Here is a 13,484-nt window from a genome sequence, read left to right on the forward strand (position 1 = left end):
GCTAAGACTATTCATGGGGTGAATCCTGATGGCAGTACTTTCAAGTCGCGTAGCAACGGTAATCAGACTGGCTGAGGGCTGGGTTATGCTGGTCAGCTGCAATAACTCAGATTCTGATAATGTATGATTAAAAAATGGGCGTTATCATGAACAATGCTAAGTGCAGCGGATTAAAAAGAGCTGTTAACAGTGTCACAGATATTTTTTATTTCGGTACCGCTGAAGCCATTATTTTGTACCTGCTGATTTACATGCTGGCTGCGGGGGGCTCATACCTGATGCTGAAACCCCACGGTGGCTGGCCTGCAATCATTGCCGTCAACATCGGAGTTTATACGCTCAATCAAATCATCTCTCGCGTGTATAAAAACGATGAAGCTGGGATTTTGGTTGGGCTGGCTTATCTTCTGGTGACGTTGCTTCCGCTGTTTCATCTCTTTTTCTGGGTGAAATGTTAAACCGCTTTTTTTGACGACGACATACCGTTCCTCGGACACGGTTATGGCATGTGCCGGAAAGCCATTTACGATATTTCATTATGGATTCATGTAATTACGACCTGAATTGCGCCGGTTCATTCTGGCGATATTTACTTCTATATTGATGTTCATTAATCAGAAATGTCACTGGAGATCTACCATGAATACACGATACGAAGCTGATGTTGTTGCCTGGGCTCAGGAGCAGGCAGCTTTACTGCGTGCCGGTCGGTTCTCTGAGATTGATGTTGCTAATATCGCCGAGGAGATCGAGGACGTGGGCAAAAGCGAGAAACGGGAACTTGCAAGGCGTATGGCCGTTCTGCTGGCGCATCTTCTCATATGGAAGTTTCAGCCGGGCCGCCGCGGTTCCAGCTGGCAGCGAACCATCAAAGAACACAGAAAAGCACTGGCATTACACATCAAAGGCACACCCAGCCTGAAAACTGCGCTCTCTGATCGTGACTGGATAGCTGCTGTATGGGCCGATGCTGTATCTTCTGCAACTCAGGAAACACAACTTGACGTCTTTCCCGAGGACTGTATCTGGGATATGGGACAAATTCTGTCTCAGAAATTTTATCCTGTATGAGTTACCACCATGCCAGACAATAAAGCACCTGCGGGCGCTTTTTTTATACCATGCAACCTGAAACAGCGGGGAAATCGAGAACCCCTTCTGTCCGTAAAACTTGCTTTTATGGACAGAAGGGGTTGCCCCGGAGGGGATTATTTCTGTAAAGCCGTTATCGGTTTGCAAAACTTAATTCTTTAATCCGCAGACATAGTTTCGCATTGTCCGTTTTTCCTCCACCGCGAGAATAGCACTCCTGACTAAGACTATTCCTGGGGTGAATCCTGATGGCAGTACCTTCAAGACGCGCGGCAACGGGAGCCGGACTGCTTGCCTGCTCTGTCATGCTGGCCAGCTGCAGCAACCCGGCCTCTGACGCAGCGCCATTAATCAATGGCCGTTATCAGCAGCCTGCCCGCTTCGATGACATTTACCGAAATCGTTCCCCTGAAGTGGTGCGCTACGATCGTTACACGCTCGTCAGCACACGCCCAGATGATGCGCAGCGCGATCCGCTTAATCAGATAATCGATATCACTATGCCTGCTCAGCTGGTTAACTCAGTGGGAGAAGGATTTCGTTATCTCCTGCTGGAATCCGGCTATTCACTATGCTCAGCCACTTCTTCAGCATTTTCAGAACTGCTCAGCCGCCCCCTTCCTGCCGTGCAGCGCGATATCGGTCCCGTGAAACTGAGCGAAGCCCTGCAGGTGCTGGCCGGTCCAGCCTGGCGCCTGAAAGTGGATGAGGTGAACCGTGAAATCTGCTTTGAGCTGCGTGACCAGTTTCGTAGTTTTGCTCTCCCCCAGACGGTGCCGATCTCGCGCGCACCACAGGCTGTAAATGTTAATCGTCCGGTTGTGACGCAGCCTGTTCAGCCCCCGGTGGTGACAGGAAAAGGCAATACCGTCTCACGCAATCCTTTTACCGGTGACACCATCAGCGTCAATGCACCGGCCACCCCCCCGGAAACGTCGCTCAAACCGCAGAATCCTGCAGTTCCGTCTCCGGTGCTGACGGCGGCGAACCTGTCGGCACCACAGAAAACCCCTTCGTTGGCCCCGGTAAAAAGCAAACCGGTGTCTTCCCCTGCTGCGACTAACGCACCTGACCAAAGAACAGCGCTGTCGCAGAAACCCACTGTTGCCGCAGCGCGCCCGGTGGCCGCGCTGCAGACTACAGTGAACGGCACCTCACCGTCGGCACCGGTTCGCCCCGTTACAACGCTGCCGCCGGCCCCTCCCGTCAGCAGCCAGGCCTCATCTCCTTATGCGCCGGGTACGCCAGTTGCTGCGCTTCCCGTCGGGCAGACCTGGCGGGCGGAACCGGGTTCGACCCTGAAAGAGACGCTGACCAGCTGGGCTTCGAAAGCACAGTGCAGTAATGGCGGCAACTGGGTCGTTATCTGGCCCGTGACGCTTGATTACCGCATCGATGCGCCACTGGTTTTCCACGGCAACTTTGAGTCGGTCATGGTTCAGGTTTTTGACCTCTACCGCAAAGCCGAAAAACCCCTTTTCGCTGAAGCCAATCGTATTCAGTGCCTGATTTCCGTGAGCGATACGCCAGCGGGAGGAGGTCACTGAGATGGGGTTTGCGCTGCCCATACTCGTGTTCTGTCTGGTCATTTCGCTGATGGCGGGTGATGCGCAGCGCCATTCTGCTGAACACATCCGGCTTGCAATGCAGCAGACCCTGCCGTATCGGCTTGCCGGCGACATGCTTCGCACCGCTGACGCGGTAAATAACTGGCGCTACGGTAAAACGGTGGCTGATGGTCCGGTATCACTTGCTCAGACAGGTATTGTGCCGCTCCCGGACAATCGCATTAAGACCGTTATCCAGGGGGGGCGCCTCTGGATATGGGTGCCTGAAACTGCCGGTGTTTTTGCCGCGCTGCGTGCGAGGTCCATGACCTCGGCGCTGGCCCTGACCGTCAGCGGTGGCCGTCTGCGCATGGCGGATGGCACCGATATGAATCTCTCTCTGCCGTACGGCGTATCGGAGGGCAGCATTGTTTACCTTAACTAACAACACCAGGGGGCTGCGGATGCGCCGTTTACCTTTCTGCCTGACAGCGCTGGCCGCCGCGTTTGTGCTGTCATCATGTTCGCTGAGTGAAATCAGCAAAATGGATGAGGAGGCCACAGGTCAGGCTGAAACGGCACAGCGGGTGCTGCAGAGCCGCCAGGCTTTGTCTCAGCCTACCGTTGTCTGGTCTGATAAACCCTGGGTGAACCTGCAGCCGGTTGCACCGGTCGTGTCCACGCCGGATGAAAAAAAACTGCCTTCCTGTCAGATAACGATTAACCGGCCGGAAGGGATTTCACTGCCGGAGCTGGGTCAGCGCATCACCGCGCTGTGTGGCATCCGGGTGTCGATCACCCCCGATGCTTATGCAGCGCTTAGCAGTGTCACAACCGGAGGTGTGGTCACATCCCCGATGAGCGGTCCGTTACCTGCACCCGATGATAACGGTCGTGTGCCGCTTTCACAGATCGGCGCTTCTGCAGGGCAGGCCGCGCCTGTTCAGCAAAGCACCATGATCGCGCGTGGCCTTAAGTTCCAGGGCGACGTCCGCGATCTCCTTGATATTGAAGCCAGCGGATACGGCCTGTCCTGGCGAAGTGACAGCAGCGGCGTGTATTTCTATCTTCAGGATACCCGCACTTTTCAGCTGGTTATCTTGAATACAAAGGTTAACAGCAGCGCCTCGATTAATTCCGGTTCAGGCAATCAGCTGGGCAGCGGCGGCGGGACGACCGGCGGGACGACGGGCGATATCAGCTCTAATCAGAAAACTGATTACGGCATGAACAGCGACCTTTACGATGATATTCGTAAAACGGTTGAGCAGATGCTGACCCCGAAATCCGGGCGATTCTGGCTTTCGGCCGCCACCGGCACGCTGAGCGTGACCGATACGCCTGACGTGCTTAACCGCGTCGGTCGCTATATCGAATATCAGAACAAGGTCCTGAGCCGTCAGGTACAGCTCAATATTCAGATTGTCAGCGTCAGCCAGACACGCAACGAGCAGCTGGGCCTTGACTGGGGGCTGGTTTATAAATCCCTGCATAACTTTGGCGCCAGCCTGACAGGGTCAATGGCCAATGCCTCCACGTCAGCCGCCAGCGCCGGTATCTCTATCCTCGATACGGCCACAGGTAATGCGGCTAAATTCTCCGGATCAAGCCTGCTTATCAAAGCCCTTTCCGAGCAGGGTAATGTCAGCATGGCGCTGAACCAGACTGACCCTACCGCCAACCTGACGCCGGTGGCCTATCAGCTCTCGGGCCAGAAAGGCATCCTGTCCAGTTCCAGCACAACCGCAACGGCAAACGTGGGCGTCACCTCATCAATGACGACGTCGACCATTACCACCGGCCTGTTCATGACCATGCTGCCGTTCATTCAGGAAAACGGTGACGTGCAGCTGCAGTTCGCCTTCAGCTATACCAGCCCGCCGCAGATTGAGAAATTCGTCAGCGCTGACGGCAATACCCGTAACGATCTGCCCACAACGTCAACCGAAGCGCTGGCCCGCAAGGTCAATCTGCGCTCTGGTCAGACGCTGGTGCTGACCGGTTCGGAACAGCAGAACCTTTCTGCAGACAAACAGGGCACCCTTACGCCAAACAACTTCATTCTGGGCGGCGGCCAGACAGGCTCCCGCGGCCGCACGACGCTCGTCATCATGATCACCCCTGTTCTGCTGAGGTAAACCATGTCAGTACTGAAAAAAATGAGCCTCCGGGCCGGCATCCGTTTGACGCATCAGCGGCGGGACTGGATGGCAGGTCTGCACTGGGAGCCGCAGCGTAATGCGTTAAGTACCCGGTTTCGCAGTAAAGCGTCGCCTGATACGCATTATGCCGCTGCCGGAAGAGGAAATGCTTCTATGCGCGGTCTGGTTTCCCCGGGGCGCGTGCGCCGCAGCCAGCACGCGCTGGCCGTGGCATTCCTGCTGGCCGAGGGCGGAAATGCCTGGGGTATTTACCGCCTGAGTCACACTGAGGATTCTTGGGTCTTTTTCGCGGCTATCGGCGGGCAGTTATCAGTCATGGGCGACGTGACCGGCTCCCGCGCCATCATTGAACAGTCGGCGGCAAACTTCCTGCGTTTTAATGATGTTGATTCGCCGCGTTTACGCTGTGCAGCAATGGCAGACGACAACCTGCACGCCGGCACACTGACTGACAGGCTCAGCCGGGCGCAGATAAAACGCTGCCGGCTTCATAAGCGCGTGACCGCCCTGTCGGTCATTATCCCGGTAGCCGCAGTCACCCTCGCGGTGGCCTGTGGCGTTTACTGGTTCGATGCCGCATCAGAGAAGGCTGAACAGGCCGCTGCAATGGCAGCGTTTCGCGCCCGCATGGCATTGACGAAAGAAAAGCCGGCTGAACCCGCACGCGCACCGCACCCGTGGGCCTCACTGCCTCCAGTTACAGTGCTGCTAAGCAACTGCTGGCTCACGCGTGAGCCCGTATTCGCATCCGTTGCCGGCTGGCGCTTTACCGACGGGGAATGTGTCCCCGAGGGCCTGCGCCTGCGCTTTGTTGCCACTCCGGGTGCAACGGTCGAGGATTTCTCCCGCCGCGCCCGCGAGCTGTTCGGTCACTCAGCCGTCTTTAATCTTCAGGAAGGCGGTAAAAACGGTGATGTTTTCATTCCCTTTAACCATACCCCCCCGACCGGGTTCACTGACGAAGCACTGCCCGGTGCTGATGCTCAGCTTATGCGCTTTATATCCCATCTGCAGCGCCGCAACCTCGACGTCAGATTTACCGAGGTGAAGCCGCCGCCGGTCGCGCCGGGTGAGGAAAAAATTACTCCTGTACAGGACTGGCGGGAATTTAACTTTTCTGTCAGCTCACGTCTGCAGCCCGAGCGACTGCTGCAGGATTTTGATGCCACGGGGCTTCGCCTCAGCAGCCTTTCGATCACCATGAGCCCGCAGGGGCAGTTCGACTACACCATGAAGGGGAGCATCTATGCGCAGAATTAATCCCGCCCTGCCTGGGCTGCTTCTGTCCGCTTTGCTCTGCGGACCCGCGCCCGCGGCCGCTGCCGGCGATGTGCTGCCGCCGAATGTCACCCTCGGGGAGCTGGAAGCTGCGCAGGCCCGCAATCTGATTCTGGAGCAGAAAGTGCAGACGGCGCGGCTGGAGCAGCAGCTGCGGGAAAGTCAGTCCGGACTGGGTGCCGACCGGAATTATCTGACCACCGCCAGCCAGCCGGCCATGCCGGTTATGGCGCAGCCTGCCCCCTCTCAGCAGACTGCGTCTGCCGGCACGGAGAAGCGCGCCGGCAGCGTTCGACTGCAGGAAATTTACGGGCGGGGTAATCAGTTACGCGCGCGCATTGTCCTGCCTGACGGCGGGGTCACGGAGGTGGTAAAAGGCGATCAAATCCCGGGCACGGCTAAACGCGTCACTGAGGTAACGTCAACGCTTGTGCGCCTCAGCGACAATTCTGAACTCTCCTTCTGAGGCCACGATGACACCTGATAAAGAGATAATGGATTTTGTGTTCGCCGAGCTGCATGCCACCGGTGGCGTAACACTGTTAATCGACGGCAACCGCCGTAAAGAAGCGGCCATACAACGCTGGGTGATGGACGTCACCCGGACGCATCCCACGGCAAAAACCGAGTTTGTGACGCTGAGCGAGCTGAACCGCCGGCGTGAAGTGGCAGAGCAGCGCGGCCTGAGCCTGTCACAGAGCGTCAGCGAAGGCGATCTGGACAAGCTCGACATCAGCGTATCGCAGGATAAGGTCATCAGCTATATGAGGCTCGGTCACGAGTTCAATGCCTCTGATATTCATATTGAAATCAGCAGTGATCGCAGGATTTCCATCGTCCAGCTGCGTATTCACGGCGAGCTGGAGGTGGTGGATGAAGTGAAAGATGTGGAGGGGATGACGCTGGCCTCTACCTCATATCTTTCCATGTGCGACGTGCGCGAACAGTCATTTTTTGCCGGTCGCGAGCAGTCAGGGCGCATAGATGCAAAGTTTGCCCGCCGCGCCGGTCTTTATGGCGCGCGATACGAGCATCGTCCAACGCCCGACGGGTTGATAGTTGTCATGCGTCTTATTCCGGACGACGGTGACAACATACCGACGCTGCCGCAGCTGGGTTTTCTGCCGGAGCAGATAAAGCTCATTATGCAGATCCTTCGCCTTCCGGAAGGCATGGTTCTGCTCACCGGCCCAACCGGCTCGGGCAAAAGCGCCACGCTGCGCGTGTTCAGTGACATCTGGCTTGATCTGACGGGCGGTAAAAAGCGCCTGCTGACGCTGGAAAATCCGCCTGAGGGTCGGATTCCGGGTGCCATACAGACGGCCGTCATGCCTGCCGATAACTCGCCGGAGGCCATCAGCCGCGCCTGGACTAACGCCAATGCCTCCGCGCTGCGTCTCGATCCGGATGCCATTCTGAACGGCGAGATGCGTGACCTGCACTCCCTTATCGCCGGCATTTACGCCAGTGAAACCGGGCACGCGCTGTTCTCCACCCTGCACACGCAGAGCCCCATTGGCTCCCTGCGTCGTATGGAGCACTTCGGTATTGACCGCCACCTTCTGGCAGATGCCGCACTCATCACCGGCTTAATAGGCCAGCGTCTCGTGCCGCTGCTGTGCGAACACTGCCGGGTGCCGTGGGAGAAAAAAGCCCCTGAGCTGGACGCTGATACGCGGGAACGTCTTGAACGGTACTGCACTGTTGAGGGCTTCTGCGATACCAGCAAACTCTTTTTCCGCAATCACGAAGGCTGCCCCCACTGTCAGAAAACGGTGCCGCTGACCGGACGCATCATCAGCCGGGGTGTGACCGGGCGCACGGCCATTGCCGAAGTGATACGGACCGATGCCCGCCTGATGCAGCTCTGGCTGTCACACGGCCCGGCCGTTGCCCGTCAGTACTGGGTGAATCAGGGCGGTATTACCCGCCGCATGCACCTGATGAGATACCTGGCTGAGGGGCGTGTTGACCCGCTGGAAGGCGATCTTATCTGTCCGCTGGATGAAGATTCGGTGATGGAGTGCGAGGTACCCGATGGCATCCGCTGATCGCTTCACGCCTGACCGGCATATGTCGATAGCAGAAAACCTGCGCTACCGCCTGGTCAGGGCAACATTCACCGGCCAGTACCGCCAGCCGTTTTACGAGACCCTGCGCTTTCTGCTGGAAAACCGCAAACAGCTCAAAGAGGCCCTGACCATGATTGGCGAGGTGCACACCGACTTTGGCAGCCGCTGGCATCCTTACCACGAGCTGGTCCAGGACTGTCTTGAAGGGGTGAACGATAACCGCCCCGGTCGCGCGCTGCAGGACGTGCTGGCCGCCTGGGCACCTTACGAAGAGGCCGCACTTATCAGCGCCGGCATGGAAACCGGCAATATTCCCGGTGCCCTGATGCAGGCGGATAAACTCATTGTGGCCCGTCGTCGCATTCTCGGCCAGGTGGTATTCGCCTCAGTATTCCCGATCGTGCTGGTATTGCTGGGGACGGGGTTGCTGCTGGCCAACAACCTGGCGCTGGTCCCCACCCTGAGCAAAATGTCCGATCCGGCAGGCTGGACTGGCGCACTCGGATTTATGAATGGCGTTGCGCAGTGGAGCAGCCGCTGGGGACTGACTGCTGCCGGCGCGGTCGCGGTACTTGTGACGCTGGCGTTCTGGTCCCTGCCCCGATGGCGGGGGCGACTGCGTCGCTTCGCTGATTACCTTATGCCCTGGTCGGTTTACAAAGACCTGCAGGGGGCTGTGTTTCTGATGAATATCGGGGCGCTGCTGGGTGCTGGCGTGCAGGAGCTTAAGTCGCTGCAGATCCTTAACGGATTCGCTCCGCCCTGGCTGCAGGAGCGCATCGAGGGCGCAATAGACTGCATGAGCGAGGGCGATTCTCTGGGCCATGCAATGCGCAACAGCGGTTATGACTTCCCCAGCCGTGAGGCGGTGAACTACCTCTCTCTTCTCGATAAAGGTAACAGCGCAGCATCGCTGATCACCAACTATGCCGACCGCTGGCTGGAGCAGGCTCTGGCACGCGTTGCCCGCCGCGCGAACGTCACCAAGTTCTTTTCTCTCGTCCTGATTATGAGTTTCTTCTTACTCATACTGCTGATGGTGATGCAGATTCAGGATATGAACACCTTCAGCACACATTAAGGAAACATCATGTCATCAAAGGCATTCCCGCAACATCATCGCCAGCCCGATCGCGGCTGGGGCATTATGGAACATGGCGCCATTGCACTGGGCACCATCATTGTTATCTGTCTCGTCGGTGCATGGATCTGGAGCCTCTGGGGTAAAAAGTCTGTAGGCGTGGAGGTATCCAATCTCCAGTTTATCGTGACCAATGCTCAGCAGCTTAAGCAGACTCAGGGAGGGTACAACTTTACCAGCAGCACCACGATGACCGGCACCCTGATCCAGCAGGGTGGCGCGCCGAAAGCCGGCTGGACCATTCAGGGAACGGCAAGCTCCGGCACGGCGACGATGTGGAACAGCTATGGTGGTCAGGTCGTGATGGCACCGGTGGCAACCAACGGGTTCAACAACGGATTTTCTGTTACGACGCAGAAAGTACCGCAGGCAGACTGCATCTCAATTGCCACCCAGCTCGGTTCCGGCGGTGCATTCAGCGCAATCAGCATTAACAGCACGGATTTCAGCGACGGCGTTGTCAGCGCGGAAGCGGCAGGAAAGTCCTGCACGGCTGACAGCGGCATGACCGGGAATAACACGCTCGTCTTTACGCATAACGGCTGATGACATGCTGCGCCTGTCCACGGTTCTGTTCCTGATATTGCTTTGCCCCCGTGCGGGGGCGTTTTGCTTTGACGCAGCGGGAGCGAAGTACCATCTCGATCCGCTCCTGCTTAAAGCCATCGCTACGGGCGAGAGCAGCCTCCGGCCGGCAATAACGAATATTAACCGGGATAAAAAAACCGGGCGGGCGCTCAGCACGGACTATGGGCTGATGCAGATCAATTCCTCACATATTCCTGGGCTGATCGCGCAGGGGGTCATCAGCGGTCCACAGGATTTGCTGACGCGCCCCTGCCTTAATGTACAAATCGGCACCTGGATACTTGCCAGACATTTTCAGGTCTGTGGCTACAGCTGGAACTGTCTCGGCTCGTATAACGCCGGGTTCAGAAAAGACCGCCATGAAACGCGCGAATCCTATGCCAACCGCATATATGCCATTTATCGCCAGCTTTTACTAAAAGAACGGGGAATTAAACTGTGACGCTGCTGACGCTGAGCATGCCGTGGCCAATGCTTATCATCATTTTTCCGCTTGGCTTGTGCCTGTTCTGTTTTATGGCAAACCTGGTACGCCTCAGCTATCTGACCACCAATGATGAAAAAGAATGGCTGGCCATTTTTTTAAATCCCGCCCCCGCCGGCATTACCTGGCTTTTTGCGGCATCTGCAACCTGCATCGTACTGTCGCCGGCGCCGGCTCTGGAAAGGCTGATGGCGCTGTTGCTCAGCCTTTTTCTCTTCAGGATGACGCTCATCGATGCGCTCACCGGATTTCTGCCCCGTTATATGACGGTGAGCTGCCTGATTGCAGGTCTGGCTGCTGCTCTGTCAGCCCCCGGATTCTGGGGGCATGCATTCTCTGCCGCGACGGCGCTGGGGTTATTCGGGCTCTGGCGCTACGTGACTGGAAAAGTCTCTGCGCGCGAATGCCTGGGGCTTGGCGACGTCTGGCTGGCCGGCGCTGTTGCGGCCTGGCTCGGTGGTTGTGAGGGTCTTTATGCACTGCTCACAGGCGTCTTTTTATTTGTGCTCTGGCAGCTTCTGGTGCGCCGCGTCCAGCAGGGAGGACCTATGGGACCCTGGCTGTGCGCCGGCGCGATGCTGGTCGCGCTTATCAAACTTTATCATCCACTCATTACATGGTGATGCCTGTGAAATCGAATGAAAAAAACGACAGGGGCTGGGCGATCATCAGCACCGGTGCCGCACTGATTATTCTCTTACTCGTCAGCGTCTGGGGGTATTCGCTTATCAGTGACTGGATGGATAAGCGGACCTGGATGAACACCGCTGCGCAGGTTTCCCGTTTTACGCAGGCCGTCAAAAGCTATACGGGACGTTATTACGATACGCTGCTCTCCAGCGCCACGACAACGTCCCCTGTTATCGTGACGCCGGTCATGTTGAAAAACACCGGTTTTCTGGAGCAGGGTTTCAGTGAGAACACTATCGATGGCCAGGTATATCGCGCTGCGCTTGTCCGGAATGCAACTAACACGAACCAGCTGCAGGGGCTGATTTTTACACAGAACGGTTCCGCACTGCCCTTTCTGGCACTGCGACAGATATCAATGGATATTACCTCTGGCATGGGGGGCTATATCTGGACGTCAGGGATCGCGACCGGCGCGATGAGCAGCTGGAGCATGCCGCTCGCACAATTTGGCGTCAGCACCACGCAGGGCCATATCGCCGTTCTGCTGACCACGGATGAACTGGGTGCCGCGCAGGGTGAGAGCGATCGTCTGTATCGTTTTTCCGTTACCGGTAAGCCAGACCTGAACACGATGCATACCAGCATTGATATGGGGGGAAACAACCTGAACAATGCTGCTACGGTTAACGCTGTAAACGGTGCATTCACCAATAACGTTACTGTACGCGGCAACGTCACTGCTAACGGAACCGTGACAGGCCAGAACGTCACAGCAGGGGCCGGCGTATCAGCAGGCGCTAACGTCACTGCAGGCAATGCGATTACCGCGAATAACGATATCAGGTCTAATAATGGCTGGATGATTACGCGGGGTTCTAAGGGTTGGCTTAACGAGACGTATGGCGGTGGATTTTATATGTCGGATAATGACTGGGTTCGCGCAGTTAATAATAAAAACATCTATACCGGTGGTCAGGTTCGTGGCGGAAGCGTGCGGGCTGAGGGGGATATGTCTGCAGGAGGACTGCTACACCAGGATCAGGTCAACTCGCCAGGTGCAGGTTGCAGCATTATTGGCGCGATCAGTCATGATTCGAGCGGTGCCACACTCTCCTGTAAGGACTGGGTGTGGCAGAGCGGCTCTTCATCTCCCGTGCGCGTCTGTGCTAACCGCTGCGGCGGGCGCTGGCCGCTTGAAATTGGCCGCGTAAACCATGACGGCGACTGGTCTTCATGGAATACGCTTGGCGAGGGATGCGGTGGCTCGTATACCCAAAACTGGCTCGTGCCTGTTTTCTGCAGCATAAACTGACGGCCAGACTGGTGTGTGGCGTGTCAGTTAACATTCAGGGCGCAGTGCTTGACGCCTGAACGCGTTTTATAGATCCTGTTAATGCACCTATAACAACGAACCTCTAATGACATTTTGATGCCGCGCACCGGGACACTGGCCGCGGTTTTTTTTTACCGTCTGAAACAGAGACTTCTAGGCCCTGTTTAATTTACCGATGTATCCGCCGCCCGGAAATTTTCACAAACGACTAATGAGTTAATCATCGTTATTCGTCGCGCGTTTTTGCACCTTATGGCCGTTCTGCTGTGCAGCCATAAGGAATCCCAGTATGTCACTCAGTCATGCCTCGCCCGAGGAACTGCTCCCTGACGCTCCTGAGCATCAGGCCGGAGCGTCAGAGGTGCAGCCCGCCGCGGCGGATAAGCCCCGAATCCGGCTTCCGTTTAACCCCCGAAAAATCCTCAAAGGCGGCAGCATCGTTTTGCTTACGGTCAGTCTGACGGGTTCCCTGATCGCGCTGATTGTCATGGGGCGTCAGGTATCAGACCTGACTATACGCGTTAACACACTCGATGCGGCGTTTCGCAGCGGCCAGATTGGTCAGCTCGCCTCCAATGTCTCATCAATGGAAGCGCGCCTGAAAACACTTGAGCATCAGACAGCCGCCTTAGCCTCAATCCCTGCGGAACTGCAGTCGGCCGGTGATGAACAGGCCAGCCTGAAAAACGCAGTCAGTCAGCTGCAGGATGCCGGCAGCAGCAACGGCCAGGTGATTGCTCAGCTGCATACGCGCTTAAGTTCTCTTGAGCACGATGTTCAGCAGTCATCCTCCGCACTGAAAGAGCTCAACCGGCAGCTGGCGCAGAAAGCGGCTGAGCCTGAGAAGAGCCGGACTGCCACTGAAGCAGCGAAAACCCGCGCGGCGACACCTGCAAAAAAGATTAACCGGTCAGCCAGGCGCACGGTGACGCTGGCTGCACCGTTTGTGCTGACCGGCATTGAACGCCGTGGCGGGCAGACCTTCGCCGTTGTCATTCCGCGCGGTGCTTCACAGATATCCGCCATGCGCCTGCTTTCACCAGGTGATTCCCTGCTTGGCTGGACGCTGCGGTCAACAGAGGGAAGTCGCACCGCGCTCTTTACGGTTAACGGCAGCCAGCAACGGCTGCATGTTGAATGAACGGAGATAGATC

General features: G+C 56.9%; 14 protein-coding genes. All 14 read left to right on the forward strand.

All coding sequences use genetic code 11. The features are described from left to right. Positions 1 to 146: 146 nt before the first annotated feature. The 14 genes from AC6I79_RS16190 to AC6I79_RS16255 all read left to right on the forward strand — a co-directional run bounded on the left by AC6I79_RS16190 (position 147) and on the right by AC6I79_RS16255 (position 13,471). On the forward strand, positions 147 to 458 hold the full coding sequence (locus AC6I79_RS16190; protein WP_498012725.1) for a hypothetical protein: 312 nt from the start codon (positions 147 to 149) through the stop codon (positions 456 to 458). 181 nt (positions 459 to 639) lie between these two features. Continuing rightward, positions 640 to 1,071, forward strand: coding sequence for a DUF29 domain-containing protein (locus AC6I79_RS16195; protein ID WP_498027401.1), 432 nt, complete (start codon positions 640 to 642; stop codon positions 1,069 to 1,071). 269 nt (positions 1,072 to 1,340) lie between these two features. Continuing rightward, a complete protein-coding gene (pilL2, locus tag AC6I79_RS16200) occupies positions 1,341 to 2,639 on the forward strand; it encodes a PFGI-1 class ICE element type IV pilus protein PilL2 (protein ID WP_498027402.1) in 1,299 nt (432 codons plus the stop codon). Position 2,640: 1 nt separating this feature from the next. Next, entirely contained in the window at positions 2,641 to 3,084 is a 444-nt protein-coding gene (gene pilM / locus AC6I79_RS16205; RefSeq protein WP_498027403.1) for a type IV pilus biogenesis protein PilM, read from the forward strand. A gap of 19 nt (positions 3,085 to 3,103) precedes the next feature. After that, positions 3,104 to 4,777, forward strand: coding sequence for a PilN family type IVB pilus formation outer membrane protein (gene pilN / locus AC6I79_RS16210; RefSeq protein WP_498027404.1), 1,674 nt, complete (start codon positions 3,104 to 3,106; stop codon positions 4,775 to 4,777). A 3-nt stretch (positions 4,778 to 4,780) separates the two neighbouring features. Beyond that, positions 4,781 to 6,061: a type 4b pilus protein PilO2 gene (gene pilO2, locus AC6I79_RS16215; RefSeq protein ID WP_498027405.1), complete on the forward strand. Its 1,281-nt coding sequence runs from the start codon at positions 4,781 to 4,783 to the stop codon at positions 6,059 to 6,061. Then, a complete protein-coding gene (gene pilP, locus AC6I79_RS16220; protein WP_498027406.1) occupies positions 6,048 to 6,545 on the forward strand; it encodes a type IV pilus biogenesis protein PilP in 498 nt (165 codons plus the stop codon). Before pilO2 ends, pilP begins: the two co-directional genes overlap by 14 nt. A gap of 7 nt (positions 6,546 to 6,552) precedes the next feature. Then, on the forward strand, positions 6,553 to 8,130 hold the full coding sequence (locus AC6I79_RS16225) for a GspE/PulE family protein (RefSeq protein ID WP_498027407.1): 1,578 nt from the start codon (positions 6,553 to 6,555) through the stop codon (positions 8,128 to 8,130). After that, entirely contained in the window at positions 8,117 to 9,232 is a 1,116-nt protein-coding gene (locus AC6I79_RS16230) for a type II secretion system F family protein (RefSeq protein WP_498027408.1), read from the forward strand. The genes AC6I79_RS16225 and AC6I79_RS16230 overlap by 14 nt, the downstream gene beginning before the upstream one ends. A 9-nt stretch (positions 9,233 to 9,241) precedes the next feature. Continuing rightward, positions 9,242 to 9,838 carry a type 4 pilus major pilin gene (locus AC6I79_RS16235; protein ID WP_058770080.1) on the forward strand — a complete coding sequence of 199 codons (597 nt, stop codon included), beginning with the start codon at positions 9,242 to 9,244 and terminating at the stop codon, positions 9,836 to 9,838. 4 nt (positions 9,839 to 9,842) lie between these two features. Continuing rightward, complete coding sequence (locus AC6I79_RS16240; protein ID WP_058770081.1) at positions 9,843 to 10,322, forward strand: lytic transglycosylase domain-containing protein; 480 nt, start codon at positions 9,843 to 9,845, stop codon at positions 10,320 to 10,322. Beyond that, the gene (locus AC6I79_RS16245) at positions 10,319 to 10,987 is read left to right on the forward strand and encodes a prepilin peptidase (RefSeq protein ID WP_166712295.1); all 669 of its coding nucleotides are present in this window, start codon (positions 10,319 to 10,321) and stop codon (positions 10,985 to 10,987) included. The genes AC6I79_RS16240 and AC6I79_RS16245 overlap by 4 nt, the downstream gene beginning before the upstream one ends. A gap of 5 nt (positions 10,988 to 10,992) precedes the next feature. Continuing rightward, positions 10,993 to 12,309 (forward strand): shufflon system plasmid conjugative transfer pilus tip adhesin PilV, encoded by a 1,317-nt coding sequence (gene pilV / locus AC6I79_RS16250; protein WP_498027409.1) that lies wholly within the window; start codon positions 10,993 to 10,995, stop codon positions 12,307 to 12,309. Between the two features lie 310 nt (positions 12,310 to 12,619). Next, complete coding sequence (locus tag AC6I79_RS16255; RefSeq protein WP_498027410.1) at positions 12,620 to 13,471, forward strand: plasmid transfer protein; 852 nt, start codon at positions 12,620 to 12,622, stop codon at positions 13,469 to 13,471. Positions 13,472 to 13,484 lie beyond the last annotated feature (13 nt).

The sequence above is a fragment of the gamma proteobacterium symbiont of Scutellera amethystina genome (assembly GCF_059730845.1).